10 protein-coding genes are annotated in these 17,333 nt (G+C 70.5%); 7 read left to right on the top strand and 3 right to left on the bottom strand.

Features of this window, described 5'->3' with window-relative positions:
* Positions 1 to 43: 43 nt before the first annotated feature.
* Positions 44 to 2,398, bottom strand: coding sequence for a glycoside hydrolase family 65 protein (locus FSYMDG_RS03070; RefSeq protein ID WP_013872137.1), 2,355 nt, complete (start codon positions 2,396 to 2,398; stop codon positions 44 to 46).
* Between the two features lie 30 nt (positions 2,399 to 2,428).
* Positions 2,429 to 3,241: an HAD family hydrolase gene (locus FSYMDG_RS03065; RefSeq protein ID WP_013872136.1), complete on the bottom strand. Its 813-nt coding sequence runs from the start codon at positions 3,239 to 3,241 to the stop codon at positions 2,429 to 2,431.
* Between the two features lie 453 nt (positions 3,242 to 3,694).
* Here FSYMDG_RS03065 and FSYMDG_RS03060 point away from each other — a divergent pair, with 453 nt between their 5' ends.
* Positions 3,695 to 5,437, top strand: coding sequence for a phosphatidylglycerol lysyltransferase domain-containing protein (locus FSYMDG_RS03060; protein WP_013872135.1), 1,743 nt, complete (start codon positions 3,695 to 3,697; stop codon positions 5,435 to 5,437).
* A gap of 117 nt (positions 5,438 to 5,554) precedes the next feature.
* Here FSYMDG_RS03060 and FSYMDG_RS03055 read toward each other — a convergent pair whose 3' ends face one another.
* Positions 5,555 to 7,750 (bottom strand): heterodisulfide reductase-related iron-sulfur binding cluster, encoded by a 2,196-nt coding sequence (locus tag FSYMDG_RS03055; protein WP_013872134.1) that lies wholly within the window; start codon positions 7,748 to 7,750, stop codon positions 5,555 to 5,557.
* 437 nt (positions 7,751 to 8,187) lie between these two features.
* Here FSYMDG_RS03055 and FSYMDG_RS03050 point away from each other — a divergent pair, with 437 nt between their 5' ends.
* From FSYMDG_RS03050 to clpB, 6 genes are all read left to right on the top strand, one after another.
* Positions 8,188 to 9,477, top strand: a complete 1,290-nt coding sequence (locus tag FSYMDG_RS03050) for a nuclease-related domain-containing protein (protein WP_131773819.1) — start codon at positions 8,188 to 8,190, stop codon at positions 9,475 to 9,477.
* A gap of 388 nt (positions 9,478 to 9,865) precedes the next feature.
* Positions 9,866 to 11,698, top strand: a complete 1,833-nt coding sequence (gene dnaK / locus FSYMDG_RS03045) for a molecular chaperone DnaK (RefSeq protein WP_013872131.1) — start codon at positions 9,866 to 9,868, stop codon at positions 11,696 to 11,698.
* The gene (gene grpE, locus FSYMDG_RS03040; protein WP_013872130.1) at positions 11,695 to 12,405 is read left to right on the top strand and encodes a nucleotide exchange factor GrpE; all 711 of its coding nucleotides are present in this window, start codon (positions 11,695 to 11,697) and stop codon (positions 12,403 to 12,405) included. The genes dnaK and grpE overlap by 4 nt, the downstream gene beginning before the upstream one ends.
* 90 nt (positions 12,406 to 12,495) lie before the next feature.
* Positions 12,496 to 13,698 carry a DnaJ C-terminal domain-containing protein gene (locus FSYMDG_RS03035; RefSeq protein WP_013872129.1) on the top strand — a complete coding sequence of 401 codons (1,203 nt, stop codon included), beginning with the start codon at positions 12,496 to 12,498 and terminating at the stop codon, positions 13,696 to 13,698.
* Entirely contained in the window at positions 13,695 to 14,219 is a 525-nt protein-coding gene (locus FSYMDG_RS03030; RefSeq protein ID WP_013872128.1) for a heat shock protein transcriptional repressor HspR, read from the top strand. Before FSYMDG_RS03035 ends, FSYMDG_RS03030 begins: the two co-directional genes overlap by 4 nt.
* A 389-nt stretch (positions 14,220 to 14,608) precedes the next feature.
* Positions 14,609 to 17,203, top strand: a complete 2,595-nt coding sequence (gene clpB, locus FSYMDG_RS03025; RefSeq protein WP_013872127.1) for an ATP-dependent chaperone ClpB — start codon at positions 14,609 to 14,611, stop codon at positions 17,201 to 17,203.
* Positions 17,204 to 17,333: the final 130 nt, after the last annotated feature.

Genomic DNA, 17,333 nt, shown 5'->3' with positions numbered 1-17,333 from the left:
GGCATGGCGGCACCGGCGCGTCCACGTGGGCGCGGCGGTCGCCTCACAGGTTCGGGCGGAAGCGCACCGGCTCCTGTCCGAACGGCTGGCCGGGAGCCGGCCAGGTGGGCGACGGCGGCACCGGACGGCTCACCGGCTCCTTCGTCGTCACCCGCACCTGTTCGCCGTGGTGGACGATGACGGTCGGGTCGCCGCGCAGCAGCACGTAGGACGCGACGGCGTCGGTGACCTCGACCCGCAGCCGCCGGCCCCGCCGGGACAGCGTGAACGCCAGCCGGCTGATCCCCTCCGGCAGCCGGGGCGCGAACGACGGCGTCTCCCCGGTGTCGCGCAACCCGCCGAACCCCTTGACCAACGCGATCCAGCTCCCGGCGAGCGAGGCGATGTGCAGGCCGTCCACGGCCCGGTTCGACAGGTCGCGCAGATCCGTCAGCGCGGCCTCGCGCAGGTAGTCGTGGGCGAGCCCGAGGTGGCCGACCTCGGCGGCCATCACCGCCTGGTAGCACGCCGACAACGACGAGTCGCGGACGGTCAGGGCCTCGTAGTAGGCGAAGTTGCGAGCCTTCTGCTCCTCGGTGAACGCGTCCCCCCTGCGCACCATCGCCAGCACCAGATCGGCCTGTTTGACGACCTGCTTGCGGTACAGGTCGAAGTACGGGAAGTGCAGCAGCATCGGGTACTGGTCGGGGCGGGTGCGCTCGAAGTTCCACACCTGGTGCCGGGTGAACCCCTCCGACTGCGGATGCACGCCCAGCTTCTCGTCGAACGGGATGTACATGTCCTCGGCGGCGTCGCGCCAGGACGCGGTCTCCTCCGCGTCCACGCCGAGTTCGCGCGCCTTGTCCGGATGCCGCCGGACGGCGTTCGCCGCCTCGACCAGGTTCTGCTGCGCCATCAGGTTCGTGTAGACGTTGTTGTCCGCGACGGCGCTGTACTCGTCCGGGCCGGTCACGCCGTCGATGTTGAAGTCGCCGTCGAGGTCGTGGTGGCCTAGGGAACGCCACAGCCGGGCGGTGTCGACGAGCAGTTCCAGGCCGACGTCGCGCTCGAAGCCGTCGTCCCCGGTCGCGCGGACGTAGCGGACGACCGCGTCCGCGATGTCGGCGTTGATGTGGAACGCCGCCGTGCCCGCCGGCCAGTATCCCGAGCACTCCTCGCCGTGGATCGTCCGCCAGGGGAACGCCGCGCCGGAGAAGCCGAGCGTGCGGGCCCGCTCCCGGGCCATCGGCAGGGTGGCCTGCCGCCACCGCAGGGCGTCCGCCGCCGCGTGCGGGGCGGTGTAGGTGAGCATCGGCAGGACGTAGCTCTCGGTGTCCCAGAAGGCGTGCCCGTCGTAGCCGGTGCCGGTCAGCCCCTTGGCCGGGATCGACCGGCGCTCGGCCCGCGCGCCGGCCTGCAGCACGTGGAACAGGGCGAACCGAACGGCCTGCTGCACCTCGGCGTCGCCGTCGACCTCGACGTCGGCCCGCGCCCAGAAGTCGTCGAGGTAGGCCCGCTGCTCGGCGAGCATGCCCGCCCAGCCGGTCTGCCGGGCCGCGGTCAGCGCGGCGGCGGCCTGGTCCCGCAGCGCCGGCAGGGAACGCTGCTCCGACCAGCCGTAGGCGATGAACTTGACCATGCGCAGCGTGCTGCCGGCGTCCAGCACGGCCGTCACGGTGATCCGGCAGGAGTCCTCGTCGCTCTCGGCGGTGACCCCCAGCCCGGGCAGCGGGTCGATCACATGGTCCATCGCGGCGGCGACCCGCAGGCCGCTGCGCCGGGTCTGGTGCACCAGCTCCGCGTACGTACCGTGACTGCCGTTCCACTCCGCCTGCAACGGCGCCTCCAGCACGGCGGCCGCCCGCGGGTCCACGCTCTGCGGCGGTATCTGCTCGTTGGCGACCAACTCGGACTGGATCACCAGCCGCGCCGGGGCGTCCAGCGGCTCGACCTCGTAGCAGATCGCCGCCATGGCCCGCTGGACGAAGGACACCAGGCGCACCGTCGACACTTTGATCGCCTGGCCGGCCGGCGACACCCACTCGGCCGTGCGCCGCAGCACGCCCGCGCGAAAGTCCAGCACCCGTTCGTGGGCCCGCAGATCCCCGTAGCGGACGTCGAAGGGCTCGTCGTCCACCAGCAGGCGGATGAGCTTGCCGTTGGTGACGTTGATGACCGTCTGGCCGGACTCCGGATACCCGTAGCCGGCTTCGGCGTACGGCAGCGGACGCAGCTCGTGCACCGAGTTCAGATAGGTGCCGGGCAGGACGTGCGGCTCGCCCTCGTCCAGGTTCGCCCGCAGGCCGACATGGCCGTTGGACAGGGCGAACAGCGACTCCGACCGGGCCAGCAGCTTCGGGTCGAGACCGCACTCACGCAGATGCCACGGCTCGACCGGGAATGACACGTCACCGATCACGATATGTTACCGATCACGACACGCTTCCGCTCATGAAAGGCTCCCGTCATCCGCCGTCGCGCGGCCGGCACGGTCGGCGCGGCCATGTGCGCCCGGCTGTTCGCCCGGCTCGAGCAGGACGGCCAGATCGGGGATGGTGATGTCCGCCCCGTGCGTGAGCAGGGCGTCGGCGTGCCCGACCCGGTCGACGCCGACCACGAAACCGAAACCACCGGCCCGCCCGGCCTCGACCCCGGCGAGCGCGTCCTCGAACACCGCCGACTGCCAGGGCTCGGCACGCAGCTTACGGGCCGCGGCAAGATAGGTGTCCGGCGCCGGCTTGCCCGCCAGCCGCTCACGCGCCGCGACCGCGGCGTCGATCCGGACGGGCAGCAGCCCGTCGATGCCGGCCGCGGTGAGGACCTGCGCGCAGTTCGCGCTCGACGACACGACCGCGCGTCCGACCCCGGCGTCCGCCAGCGCGCGCAGATACCGCACGGATCCCGGGTACGCGGCGATCCCGCCCTGGCGCAGCCTGGCCGTCACGATCTCGTTCTTGCGCTTCCCCAGCCCGTGCACGGTCTGCGCCGTCGGCGGATCCGCCGGGCTGCCCACGGGCAGCCCGATGCGCCGGGAGGCGAGGAACGACCGGACACCGTCCGCCCGCGGCCTGCCGTCCACGTAGGCGGGGTAGTCGTCATGGACGCTGAACGGGACGAACGGGTCACCTCCGTGCCGGGCCCGCTGTTCGAGGAAGGCGTCGAACATCTCCTTCCAGGCCGCGGCGTGGACGGCGGCCGTCGGGGTCAACACACCGTCCAGGTCGAACAGACACGCCTTGATCTGTTCGGGTAGTCCGAGCATCCATCCCCTCCTCCCGAGGGCACCTGTGACCGTCCTATTACCCGCAACGCCCCTGCCTGACCGCGGACCGGCCGGGGTAACGTCCCACGCACGGCCGGCACCCCGTCGGGCCGGAAAACGGGCTGAGCAAAGGGAAGAAAAGGAGAGCCAGCGTCCGTGACAACGGTCAGCCGTGGAAGCCGTCCCCCGAAGACCAGCCGGGCCAAGGCCAACGGGCACGGCGACGGCATCGGCACGATCTCCGGGACGCCAGCCCCTGGGACCGCTCTCCCCCGAACGTCGACACCCAGAACACCGACACCCGCGGCGTCGGCACCCGCAGCACCGGCATCACCTTCAGTATCGGCATCCGAGACGTCGACACCCGCGGCGTCGGCATCTGAGACGTCCGCGCACCCGGTGTCACCGACGCGGGCCGCCCGGTCCGCGCTACCGGCGTGGAACCGCCCATGGGTGCCGCCCGTGGCCGCCGCCCTGGTGTTCGTCGCGGGGCTCATCGACATCGTCTCCGCGGTGACGCCCGGCTGGCGGAGCCGCCTCGACCTGATCCGGCAGATCCTGCCCGGATCGATCTCCCGGCAGGCCGCGGCGTTCACGGTTGTGGTCGGGCTCCTGCTGCTGCTCCTGGCGCGCGGTCTGCGCCGGCGCAAGCGCCGCGCCTGGCACGGAGTGGTGGCGCTGCTCACGGCGAGCGTCGTCCTGCACGTGGTCAAGGGCCTCGACTACGAGGAGGCGGCCGCCTCCGCCGTACTCGTCGGCGGCCTGCTGCTGGCCCGCGGGCAGTTCCAGGCCAAGGGGGATCCGAGCACCCGCTGGCGGGCACTGCGGGTCGGGACGACCCTTGCCGCCGCCTCGGTCACGATCGGCATGCTGCTGCTGCAGGTGGGCGGTGGGCGGCTGCTCGGGCCGCACCCGTTGTCCGTCCAGTTCGCGCACGTCGTGGACGGCCTGGTCGGCATCCACGGACCGCTGCGTTTCTCCTCCGAACGGGTCTCGGACCTTGTCACCCGGACGCTGCTGTCCATGGGCCTGCTCACGATCAGCGCTGTCGTGTACCTCGTGCTGCGGCCGCCGCGGCCGCGGCCGAAGCTGTCCGACGACGACATCGCCGGCATGCGCGCGCTGCTGGCCTGCCACGGTGACGCCGACTCGCTGGGCTACTTCGCCCTGCGCGCCGACAAGACCGTCGTCTGGTCGGCGACGCGCAAGGCCTGTGTCCCCTACCGGGTGGTGTCCGGGGTGATGCTCGCCAGCGGCGACCCGCTCGGCGACAACGAGGCGTGGCCGGGTGCGATCCGGGAGTTCCTGCGGATCGCCGCCGAACACGCCTGGATACCAGCGGTGATCGGATGTTCCGAGACGGGCGGCAAGGCGTGGGAGCGTGCCGGCCTGTCCGTGCTGGAATTCGGCGACGAAGCCGTCATCGACGTGGCGGCCTTCACCCTCGACGGCCGTGACATGCGCAACGTCCGGCAGGCCGTCGGCCGGGTCGAACGGGCCGGCTACACCTGTCGGGCCCTGCGGATGCGCGACCTGCCCGCCGAGGAACGGGCCCGGCTGCGGGCGCAGGCCGAGGCATGGCGCGGCACCGAGACCGAACGCGGCTTCTCCATGGCGCTCGGCCGGATCGGCGCGCCCGCCGACGGCGACTGCGTCGTCCTGATGGCCTTCGACCGTGGCGGGGACGACTCGGCGGGCGGTGAAGGGGGCTGCGAGCCGCGGCTGCGCGCGCTGCTGCACTTCGTCCCGTGGGGGCACCGGGGCCTGTCGCTGGACCTGATGGTGCGTGACCGTACCGCCGACAACGGGCTGAACGACTTCCTGATCGTCTCGGCGGTACGGGCCGCGGCCGGGCTCGGGGTGGAGCGTCTGTCGCTGAACTTCGCCTTCTTCCGGGCCGCGCTGGAACGCGGGCAGCGGCTTGGCGCGGGCCCGGTCACCCGTTGTTTCCGGAGCCTGCTGGTCTTCCTCTCCCGCTGGTTCCAGATCGACAGCCTCTACCGGTTCAACGCGAAGTTCCGGCCGGCCTGGTCGCCCCGCTACGTCTGTTTCCCGGCGAACCGGAACCTGCCGCGCATCGCGCTGGCCATGCTGGAGGCCGAAGCCTTCCTGAACTGGCCCCGGCTGGGGGCACGGCCCGCCGCGCACCGGCTACGGAGGCTCGTCCGCCCAGCCAGCGCCTGCCCTCGTAGGTAGAAACCGCCACTCCCACGACGGTTTCCACCTACAGGCGCGAAGGCCGTAGGTGGAAACCGTCGTCGCTACAGCGGTTCCCTACCTACAGGGCCCTGGCAGGGCCCCTACAGGACCCTGTCAGGAGGCGTCGACGCCGGCCGGTGCGGCCAGCGAGCGGGCCAGCAGCTGGGAGACGTCGAGCACCTCGACGCTCTCCTTCGCCCCGCCGGACTGCTTCTTCTCGGTGACGGCGTCGGTGAGCATGACGATGCAGAACGGGCAGGCGGTGGAGACGATGTCCGGGTCGAGGGCGAGCGCCTCGTCCACCCGCTCGACGTTGACCCGCTTGCCGATCTTCTCCTCCATCCACATCCGGGCGCCGCCGGCGCCGCAGCAGAAGCCGCGCTCCTTGCAGCGGTGCATCTCCTGGCTGCGGATACCGGGGATGCTGCCGAGGATCTCCCGGGGCGGGGTGTAGACCTCGTTGTGCCGGCCGAGGAAGCAGGGGTCGTGGTAGGTGACCGAGGAGTCCACCGGCTGGACGGGGACGAGCTTGCCCTCGTCGACGAGCCGGCCGAGCAACTGGGTGTGGTGGATGACCTCGTACGCGCCGCCGAGCGCCGGGTACTCGTTGGCCAGGCTGTTGAAGCAGTGCGGGCAGGTGGCGACGATCTTCTTGGCGCCCGCGGCGTTGAGGACCTCGATGTTGGCCTTGGCCAGCTCCTGGAAGAGGTACTCGTTGCCGAGCCGGCGGGCGGGGTCACCGGTGCAGGTCTCGCCGGAACCGAGGATGGCGAAGGAGACACCCGCGGTGTGCAGCAGCTCGGCGAAGGCACGGGAGACCTTCTTGGCCCGGTCCTCGATGGCGCCGGCGCAACCGACCCAGTACAGGTACTCCACGTCGTCCGGGATGGGCTCGCCCTCGTCGAGCACGCGGACCTCGAACGGCAGGTCCTCGGCCCACTCGGTGCGGATCCGGGGCGAGACGCCCCACGGGTTGCCGTTGTTCTCCAGGTTGCGCAGCATCACCCCGGCCTCGCTGGGGAACGACGATTCGATCATCACCTGGTAACGGCGCATGTCGACGATGTGGTCGACGTGCTCGATGTCGACCGGGCACTGCTCCACGCACGCGCCGCAGTTGGTGCACGACCACAGCACGTCGGGGTCGATGACCCCGCCCTCGTCCTCGGTCCCGACCAGCGGACGGTCGACCTGCGCCTGGCCGGGCTCGGGAACCCGTCCGAACCCGGACTCGGGGACGTGGTGGACGGCATGCCCGCCCGACGCGTCCTCGGAGACACCGGTGACCGCCTTCGACGCGTCCTCCCCGTCAGCGGCCCCGTTGGCGGCGAGCAGGTACGGCGCCTTGGCGAACAGGTGGTCACGAAGATCCATGATCAGAAGCTTCGGCGACAGCGGCTTGCCGGTGTTCCAGGCCGGGCACTGGCTCTGGCAGCGTCCGCACTCGGTGCAGGTGGAGAAGTCGAGCATCGCCTTCCAGGAGAAGTCCTCAACCTTGCCGACGCCGACGATCGGATCGTCGGCCTCCATGAGGCTCTCGATGTCCGGGGTGCTGCCCAGCGGGCCCAGCGCCTTGGGCTCACGCTTGAGGATGACGTTGATCGGCGCCAGGAAGATGTGCAGGTGCTTGGAGTAGGCGATCAGCACCAGGAAGCCCATGATGACGGCGATGTTGAGCAGCAGGAAGACCGTCTCGATGTGCTCGTTGGCCTCGGTGGAGAAGACGTCGAGCGGCCGGCTGACCAGGTAGGAGGCGAACGCCCACCTCGTGTCGCCCTGCGGGTGTGTGCCGGCGTTGAACTGGGCGCCGCGCAGGATCAGGAGCGTGACCATCACCGCAGTGATCATCCCGAGGATGACCCAGGCCGGGCCGGTGTGCGACCCGTAGAACCGCGACCTGCGCTCGAGTCGGGCGGGCGCGTTGCGCAGCCGGATGATCGTGAAGGCCAGCAGCCCCGCGAGGACCGCGACTGTGAAAAAGTCCTCGATGAAACCGATGGCGGCCCAGTGGCCGAACAGCGGGATGTGGAAGTCGTGGTCGAACAGCGCGCCGAACGCCTCGATGACGGTCAGCATGAGGATCGTGAATCCCCAGAAGGTGAAGGCGTGCGCGAGCCCGGGGGCCGTCCAGGTCAGCAGCTTCCGCTGGGCGCCGACCTCGCTGATCTCACTCCACAGCCGCTGGCCTGCCCCGTCGAGCCGGCCAGCAGCGGGCTGTCCCTGGCGGATTAGCCTGAACAGCCAGTAGAACCGGCGTCCGGCCACCGCGAGGGCGACAACGACGATCACGCCGCCGATAGCGAGTCTCACACGTCCTCCAGTCTTCTACCGACGGTGGGAGCGTATCGCTACCCATTGGTAACTTGCACGCCGAACCAGCCCACCGCCGCCGGCACCGCCGGGATCCGCGACGGGCCATTTCACCCCTTTGCGCCTTCACCTTCCTCTTCGCACCGGCTAGGCGCAGCCGATCGCCGGTCGGACACGGCCGGCGCGAGGGCCCGGACAGCGCCGACCGGCACCGCCGACCAGGATCGAGCCAGGCATGATCGTCTAAGATAAAGTTGGGATCAACGTCTCACCCGCCCTGGAAAATTTGGACCGGTTTCGGGATTCCCTTGTCCGAGGACGTGCTCCGGTTGCACCATCAGTGCAGCCCGTAACATGTCTGCGCTCTGCCGCGCCGGCACGGCGACGACCGCTGATGACTCAGATTCCGGACCACGACCTCACGATCCACGGTGGACATGATGGCGAGCACGACCAAGAGCCCGATCAGGAGCAGCAGCCCGCTGCGCGACCACACCCGCGACCGTCCCGGCCACTCCCTGGAGGTGGCCTACCGGCGAGCCCGGGAGCAGCAGGCGCAGATGCGCCGGGAGCGGCTTGCCTACACCGTGCCCCGGGCCGCGCTACGGGCCTTCCCCATCGCGGTGGTGTTCGCCGTGCTGGTCGCCTCGGGCCTGCGGCTGCCCGTGTCCGTCGCGGTGACGGCGTACCTGGTGGTCCAGCTCGGCTGGCCGCTGGTCGTGATCGGTCGTTCGTTCGATCCGGTGCCCGAGATCGAGGCGCTGCGCGAAGGCGCCGAATCCGAGCGCAAGACGGCACGTATCGTCAACAGGCTACGTCGGTATGGCTACGTGGTGATGCACGACCGTCGGGTGGCTCACTCCGAGGCGAGCATCGGGCACCTGCTGGTCGGGCCGGGCGGCGTCATGGTGATGAAAAGCGACGCCTCCCCCGGGACGGTCCGTTACTCCAAGGACGGTGCGAAGGTCGACGGGCAGTCCCTGAAGAAGCCGCTCGACCTGACCAAGTGGCTCGGGGAAGAGGTCCGCAACCAGACCCGCGACGCCCTGCCGATGCTCAAAGTGCCGGTCCGGCCAATTCTGATCATGGTTGAGGCGGGTGTCCTGTGGAGCGACGGGGCGATCGACGGGGTGACCCTGATCAGCCTGAAGGACCTCGTCTCCTATGTCCGCGGACGGCCGGACCGGCTCAACCCGGCCGAGGTGACGAAGGTGGTCGCCGTCGCCCAGCGGCTGTTCCCGCCCGCCACGGCCAACCAGCTCGCCGATCACGTCACCCTGGACCGCGACCAGTGGCTGACCCTGATGGACGCGCTGCGCACCATCCTGGAACGCGGCGGGAACGCGACCGACATGCTCGACCGGCTCACCCGGATCGAGAACGATCTCGCCCGGCTCGCCGAGCCGGGTGGGCGGTCCGGCATCCCGGGAGCGCGTACCGGCGACAACGGTGACAGCGGTGACGGTGACAGCGACGACCTCATCAACGAACTCACCGGCTCGGCCGGCCCGGCCGGTAGACCCGCGCTCGGTGCCGCGGACGACCCGTCGACGGGACGACGGCGGGGGCGCATACTGGCCGCGGTCCGCCCGCTGCGGCCGGCCGCGAGCCGCCCGGCGGGCGACGTCGCGAACGACGGCGGCACCAGCGCGGACCTGGACGTCGACAGCTCTGCCGACGGACCGGGCCGACCGCCACACGGCCCCGCCGGACCGTCCAGCGCCTGAACGGGGCGCAGACCAGCAGAACCACGGTCAAACAGGACATAACACCTGAAAGCACACACAAAAATCCTGAAGCAACCTGAGGCCGGCGGACATCCCGCCGGCCTCAGTCGTGCGCCGGTCGTGCCGGTCGTGCCGGTCGCGCCGGTCGTGCGCCCCGCGCATCCAGTCGCGCCCGAACCGTGCCCGTGATGACGCGGCGCACCAGAGCCGTCCGACTATCGCAAAGGCCATCGCAAAAAACATGAGCAGAAGAGGCTCAGGTTTGACGGCAGGAGAGTTATTGTTGGATCCTGAGCCAGCACGGCTCAACTACCACATGAGCGGCCCACCCGGCATCCCGACGGAGCCGGTGGAGCCGGATCCATCCTGATTCGAAAGGCGCACAGACATGGCACGAGCGGTCGGCATCGACCTCGGCACCACGAACTCCGTCGTGAGCGTGCTCGAGGGCGGCGAACCCACGGTGATCGCCAATGCCGAGGGCTCGCGAACGACTCCATCCGTCGTCGCCTTCGCCAAGAACGGCGAGGTCCTGGTCGGCGAGGTCGCGAAGCGGCAGGCGGTCACCAACGTCGAGCGGACCATCCGGTCGGTCAAGCGCCACATGGGCACCGACTGGAAGATAAAGATCGACAGCAAGGACTTCACCCCCCAGCAGATCAGCGCGTTCATCCTGCAGAAGCTCAAGCGGGACGCCGAGTCCTACCTCGGCGACACCGTGACCGACGCGGTCATCACCGTGCCCGCCTACTTCGACGACGCGCAGCGCCAGGCCACCACCGAAGCCGGCACCATCGCCGGGCTGAACGTCCTGCGGATCGTCAACGAGCCCACCGCCGCTGCCCTCGCCTACGGACTGGACAAGGGCGAGAAGGAGCAGACGATCCTGGTCTTCGACCTCGGTGGTGGCACCTTCGACGTGTCCCTGCTGGAGATCGGCGACGGCGTCGTCGAGGTCAAGTCGACCTCCGGGGACACCCACCTCGGCGGTGACGACTGGGACCAGCGCATCACCGACCATCTGATCAAGACCTTCAACGGTCAGCACGGCGTCGACCTGGGCAAGGACAAGATGGCCCTGCAGCGGCTGCGCGAGGCCGCCGAGAAAGCCAAGATCGAACTGTCGCAGTCCACCCAGACCAGCATCAACCTGCCCTACATCACCGCCTCGGCCGAGGGCCCGCTGCACCTCGACATCACCCTGACCCGCTCCGAGCTCCAGCGGATGACCCAGGACCTCATCGACCGCTGCAAGCACCCCTTCCAGCAGGCCGTCAAGGACGCCGGGGTCAAGGTCAGCGACATCGACCACGTCGTGCTCGTCGGCGGCTCCACCCGGATGCCGGCCGTGGTCGACCTGGTCCGTGAGCTCACCGGCGGCAAGGAGCCGAACAAGGGCGTCAACCCCGACGAGGTCGTCGCCGTCGGCGCCTCCCTGCAGGCCGGTGTCCTCAAGGGTGAGGTCAAGGACGTCCTGCTGCTCGACGTCACCCCGCTGTCCCTGGGCATCGAGACCAAGGGCGGGATCATGACCAAGCTCATCGAGCGCAACACCACCATCCCGACCAAACGCTCGGAGATCTTCACCACCGCCGAGGACAGCCAGCCGTCCGTGCAGATCCAGGTCTTCCAGGGCGAGCGCGAGATGGCCGCCTACAACAAGAAGCTCGGCATGTTCGAGCTCACCGGCCTGCCGCCGGCGCCCCGCGGCGTCCCGCAGATCGAGGTCACCTTCGACATCGACGCCAACGGCATCGTCCACGTCTCGGCCAAGGATCTCGGCACCGGCAAGGAACAGTCGATGACCATCACGGGTGGTTCGGCGCTGCCCAAGGACGACATCGAGAAGATGGTCCGCGACGCCGAGCAGTACGCCGAGGAGGACCGCAAGCGCCGCGAGGAGGCCGAGACCCGCAACCAGGGCGAGACCCTGGTGTACTCCACCGAGCGGTTCCTGGCCGAGAACGGCGACAAGATCGACGCCACGGTCAGGGCCGACGTGGAGGAGAAGCTGTCCGCGCTGCGGGCGGCGGTCGGCGGCACCGACATCGCGGCCATCCGTGACGCCACGACCGAACTCGCCAAGGCCAGCTCCGTCATGGGCCAGTCGCTCTACGCGGACGCGCAGGGCTCGGCCGGCAACCCCGGCGGCGCCGCCGGCGCGAGCGCGGACGACGACGTGGTGGACGCCGAGATAGTGGACGAGGAGGACAAGAAGTGACCTCGGCCCCCAACGACTGGACGCAGGGCGCCCCCGCGCCGGACGAGCCAGTGATCGTCCGGGACAAGCGCCGCATAGACCCACAGAGCGGGCAGGTCCGGGTGGAGGCCGCGCGAACGCAGACCGCCTCCCCGGCCGGGGACACCGTCACGTCCCCGGCCGGGGGGCCGCCGGCCGGGGAGGCCGAGCAGGTGGCGTCGCTGCGCCAGCAGGTCGCCGAGCGCACCAGTGACCTGCAACGCCTCAAGGCCGAATTCGACAACTACCGGCGTCGTGTCGAGCGTGACCGGCAGGCCCTGGCCGAGCAGGCGGCCGGCAGGCTGCTCCTGGCGCTGCTGCCGACCCTCGACGACATCGGCCGCACCCGCGACCACGGCGATCTGGAGGGCCCGTTCAAGGCGGTGGCGGAGTCGCTGGAAGCCACCCTTGAGACCGCCGGGCTCGAGCGGTTCGGCGCCCGCGGGGACGAGTTCGACCCGCTCGTCCACGATGCGCTCATGCACACCTACTCGGCCGAGGTGACCAGGCCGACCTGCGTGGACATCTTCCGGGCCGGCTACCGGCACGCTGGCCGCGTGCTGCGGCCGGCGCAGGTCGCGGTCGCCGAACCGGCGGCGGAAGACCCCGACGCCGGTCAGGGCGCCGACGGCACGGCCGCCGGGGCTGCGCCGGAAGCCGGCGGCGGCTCGGCAGAAGCCGCCGAGTAGCCGCCGAGTAGTCAATGCCATCGCGGTTCTTGCTGAACAGCGTCCACATCGGGCGTCGGTAGACGACATGATGACGGAAGGAGGGGCGCCGTGAGTGTTCGCGACATGGTCGAAAAGGACTACTACGCCGCTCTCGGCGTGCCCAAGGACGCTTCGGCAGCCGACATCAAGAAGGCGTACCGCCGCCTCGCGCTTGAGCTGCACCCGGACAAGAACCCCGGCGATCCCAAGGCGGAGGCCCGGTTCAAGGAGGTCTCCGAGGCGTACGACGTGCTCTCGGACGAGACCCGGCGGCGGGAGTACGACGAGGCCCGGGCCCTGTTCGCCGCGGGTGGCGTCCCCGGCGGCCAGGCTGGTGGCTACGGCTTCCAGCCGGGCGGGTTCGGGCCCGGTGGGCCCGGTTACCATGGCGGATCCACCGCGTTCAACCTCGACGACCTGCTGGGCGGGGCGGGCGCCGGCACGGCCCCGGGCGGGCTGGGCGGGCTCTTCGACAACCTGTTCCAGCGGTCACCGGGCGGCCGCGGGCCACGCCGTGGCGCCGACATCACGGCCGAGGTCACGATCTCGTTCGAGAAGGCCCTCTCCGGTCTGGAGGCGACGGTCCGCCTGCCCGGCGCCGCGACCTGCCTGACCTGCGGGGGCAACGGTGCCCGGCCGGGCACCACACCGCGGACGTGCACGACCTGCCGGGGGCTGGGTGTGGTGTCGCGGTCACAGGGAGGCTTCGCGCTCTCCGAACCCTGTCGGGACTGCCTCGGCAAGGGAACGGTGATCGATTCGCCCTGCCCGGACTGCCGGGGCAGCGGCCGGCGCGAACGCGAACAGCGGATCCGCATCCCACCGGGGGTCGCCGACGGTCAGCGGCTGCGGGTACGCGGACGCGGATCGCCGGGTGAACGCGGCGGCCAGGCAGGCGATCTGGAGGTCACCGTCCACGTACTGGCCCATCCGGTGTTCGACCGCGAGGGGCAGAACCTGACGATCGTCCTGCCGGTGACCTTCGTGGAGGCCGCCCTGGGCGCCTCGGTGAAGGTTCCGACGATCGACGGTGCCCCGCTGACGGTGAAGATCCCGCCCGGCACGTCGAGTGGACGTCGTCTGCGGGTACGTAGTCGTGGAGTGCCGCGTAGCGGCGGCGGTCACGGCGATCTCATCGTGACCGTTGACGTCACGGTGCCGAAACCGACGGATCTCTCCGCGAAGGCGCGGACGGCGCTGCAGGAGTTCGCCCACGCCCATCCCGAGGATCCCCGCACAACACTGATGGAACAGATGGAGGGCCGGTCATGAAGTCACGACCGAGCCGTACCGCCGACCCGCCGGCGTCGCCGTCCCCGGGGCCGCCGAGGGCCGACGGCGCCCCGGCCGGCCCGTCCGGGGCGCCGTCGGCGCCCCGCCCGAGCCCTGCCCACGACGACGACACACCCGTATACGTGATCTCCATTGCCGCGCAGCTCGCCGGCATGCACCCCCAGACGCTGCGGGCCTATGACCGTCTCGGCCTGGTCACTCCCGGCCGCACGTCCGGACGCGGGCGACGGTACTCCGTGCGGGACGTCGCGCTGCTGCGCGAGGTGCAGCGGCTGTCCCAGGAGGAGGGCGTCAACCTCCAGGGCATCCGACGGATCCTGGAGCTGGGCGGCCAGGTAATGATGTTGCAGGCGCAGGTCCGGCAGCTGACCGAGGAGTTGGCGGCGGTCCGCGCCGAAGCCGAGCGCCGGGTCGCCGAGGCACATCGCAGCCACCGGCGCGACCTGGTGCCCGTCGACCGCAGCGCGATAGTGCTCTGGCGGCCCGGCTCCCGCCGCTAGACCGGGTCGGCAGCCATGAGCGTTGGCTCGTCGGGTACTGATTCCTTCGTCCTCCTTCGTCGAGCACCGGTTCTTCGTCGGCTATCGGTTTCACCGAACGGCGCGCCGTCGACGATCCGCGGCGAGGCCGCCGAGTGGCGAGCGGGAGCGGCCGGAGCAAACGACGCGGACGGCGTGGGCCCGGGCCCTGGCCAGGGCCGCTGAGCGTGGGGCGGCCGGTTGCCACGCCCCACGCTCGACGGCCCTGTCACCAGCGGGCTCCAGGAGGCGGCAATGCCTGGGAACGCCGCGTCGCGAAGCTTCGCATCACGCAAACCTAAGCGGGAACGACTCAACTATTCTGAGCGTTATGAAGATGGTACGACCAAAACGATCATCTTAGGATTCCGATGAACGCTGACCGCCTCACCGCTCGCTCGCAGGAAGCCCTGTCCTCCGCCGTCAGCCGCGCCACCGGTGACGGCTCACCCCTCGTCGACCCCCTGCATCTGCTGGTCGCCGTCCTGAGCCAGACCGGCGGGGTCGCGGTGGACCTGCTCGAGGCCGTCGACGCGCCTGTCCCCCAGGTGCGCGCCCGCGCCGAGGCAGCGGTCAGCCGGCTGCCGCACGCGACCGGCGCGTCCGTCGCCCCGCCGCAGCTGTCCCGGCAGCTCATCACCGTCCTGGACAACGCCGAGCGGCAGGCGAACCGGCTCGGCGACGAGTACACCTCGGTCGAGCACCTGCTGGTCGCGCTCGCGGAGGAGGGCGGCGAGGCGTCCCGGGTGCTCACCGAGTTCGGGGCGAGCTCGGAGGCCCTGCGCGGCGCGTTCGACATCGTGCGCGGCGGCGTTCACCGGGTGACCAGCCGCGATCCCGAGGGCTCCTACCGCGCGCTGGACAAGTACTCCGTGGACCTCACCGAGCAGGCCCGCGCCGGCAAGCTCGACCCGGTCATCGGACGCGACGCCAAGATCCGCCGTGTCGTACAGGTCCTGTCCCGGCGGACGAAGAACAACCCGGTCCTCATCGGCGAACCCGGCGTCGGCAAGACCGCGATCGTCGAGGGGCTCGCCCTGCGGGTCGTCGCCGGTGACGTGCCGGAGTCCCTGCGCGGCCGGCGCATCGTCTCGCTCGACCTCGGTTCGATGGTGGCCGGCTCGAAGCTGCGGGGCGAGTTCGAGGAGCGGCTGCGGGCCGTCCTCAACGAGATCCGCTCCGCCGAGGGCCGGCTGATCACCTTCATCGACGAGCTGCACACGGTCGTCGGCGCGGGTGCCGCCGAAGGCGCGATGGACGCCGGCAACATGCTCAAGCCCATGCTCGCCCGCGGCGAGCTGCGCATGATCGGCGCCACCACCCTGAACGAGTACCGCACCCGCATCGAGAAGGACCCAGCGCTCGAACGCCGCTTCCAGCCGGTGCTGGTCGGCGAGCCGTCGGCCGAGGACACCATCGGTATCCTGCGCGGGCTGAAGGAACGCTACGAGGTGCACCACGGTGTCCGGATCACCGACGCCGCGCTCGTCGCCGCCGCCACCCTGTCCGACCGATATGTCAGCGGGCGGTTCCTGCCCGACAAGGCCATCGACCTGGTGGACGAGGCCGCGTCCCGACTCCGGATGGAGATCGACAGCCGGCCGGTGGCGATCGACGAGCTCGAGCGCGCCGTCCGGCGCATCGAGATCGAGGACATGGCGCTGTCCAAGGAGAGCGACAGCGCGTCCAAGGAGCGCCGTGAGCGGCTGCGGCGCGAGCTCGCCGAGAAACGGGAGGAGCTGTCCAGCCTGACCGCCCGCTGGCAGCGTGAAAAGAGTTCCATCGCCGAGGTGCAGAAGGCCAAGGAGGAGCTGGAGAACGCCCGGCGCGCCCTCGACCTCGCCGAACGCGATCTCGACCTGGCCAAGGCCGGTGAGCTGTGCTACGGCACGATCCCGACGTTGGAGAAGCGGCTCGCCGCGGCCACCGACGCGCTGCCCGGCGCGGGCGAGCCCGGCAGCGCCATGCTCAAGGAGGAGGTCGGCCCCGACGACGTCGCCGAGGTCGTCGCGTCCTGGACGGGTATTCCCGCCGGCCGGCTGCTGGAGGGGGAGACCACCAAGCTGCTGCGCATGGAGGAGGAGCTGCACGCCCGCGTCATCGGTCAGCACGCCGCGGTGCGGGCCGTCTCCGACGCGGTGCGCCGGGCCCGCGCGGGCATCTCCGATCCCGACCGGCCGACCGGCTCGTTCCTGTTCCTCGGCCCGACCGGCGTGGGCAAGACGGAGCTGGCCAAGGCGCTCGCGGACTTCCTGTTCGACGACGAACGCGCGGTGGTTCGCATCGACATGAGCGAGTACGCCGAGAAGCACTCGGTGGCCCGGCTCATCGGCGCCCCGCCCGGTTACGTCGGCTTCGAGTCCGGCGGGCAGCTCACCGAGGCGATCCGGCGCCGCCCCTACAGCGTGATCCTGCTGGACGAGGTGGAGAAGGCGCACCCCGACGTCTTCGACATTCTCCTGCAGGTCCTCGATGACGGACGCCTCACCGACGGGCAGGGGCGCACCGTGGACTTCCGCAGCACGATCGTGGTGCTGACGTCCAACCTCGGTTCCCAGTTCATCGCCGACCCGACCCTGCCCCCGCAGGTGCGGCGCGACTCGGTCATGATCGCGGTACGGGAGGCGTTCAAGCCCGAGTTCCTCAACCGGCTCGACGACATCCTCATCTTCGACCAGCTCGACAAGGACGACCTGGCCCGCATCGTCGATCTCCAGCTCGACCTGCTGCGCGCCCGGCTGACCGACCGGCGGATCACCCTGACGGCCACCGACGCCGCCCGCTCCTGGCTCGCCGACGCCGGCTACGACCCGGTCTTCGGCGCCCGCCCGCTGCGCCGGCTCGTCCAGACCGCGATCGGCGACCCGCTCGCCCGGGAACTGCTCACCGGCACCATCCGGGACGGCGACAACGTCCTCGTGGACGTCGCCCCGAACCAGCACGGCCTGACCGTCCAGAAAGCGTAGGCAAAAACCGCTGTCACACCGACGAAAACCACCTACGGGCCTCGAACCCGTAGGGGGTTTTCGTCGTCCTGACAGCGGAAAACACCGATCACCTGTCGAATAGTAGCTATCCGAAATCAGAAATATACTC

Origin of the sequence: Candidatus Protofrankia datiscae (assembly GCF_000177615.2) — a bacterium.
In the GTDB taxonomy this organism is placed as follows: Bacteria; Actinomycetota; Actinomycetes; order Frankiales; family Frankiaceae; genus Protofrankia; species Protofrankia coriariae.
This window is presented reverse-complemented; position numbering and strand designations above follow the sequence as displayed.

Coding starts and splice junctions, on each gene's coding strand:
- dnaK (WP_013872131.1), top strand. CDS start 9,866: ATGGCACGAGCGGTCGGCATCGACCTCGGCACCACGAACTCCGTCGTG.
- clpB (WP_013872127.1), top strand. CDS start 14,609: ATGAACGCTGACCGCCTCACCGCTCGCTCGCAGGAAGCCCTGTCCTCC.
- FSYMDG_RS03050 (WP_131773819.1), top strand. CDS start 8,188: ATGATGGCGAGCACGACCAAGAGCCCGATCAGGAGCAGCAGCCCGCTG.
- FSYMDG_RS03065 (WP_013872136.1), bottom strand. CDS start 3,241: ATGCTCGGACTACCCGAACAGATCAAGGCGTGTCTGTTCGACCTGGAC.
- FSYMDG_RS03030 (WP_013872128.1), top strand. CDS start 13,695: ATGAAGTCACGACCGAGCCGTACCGCCGACCCGCCGGCGTCGCCGTCC.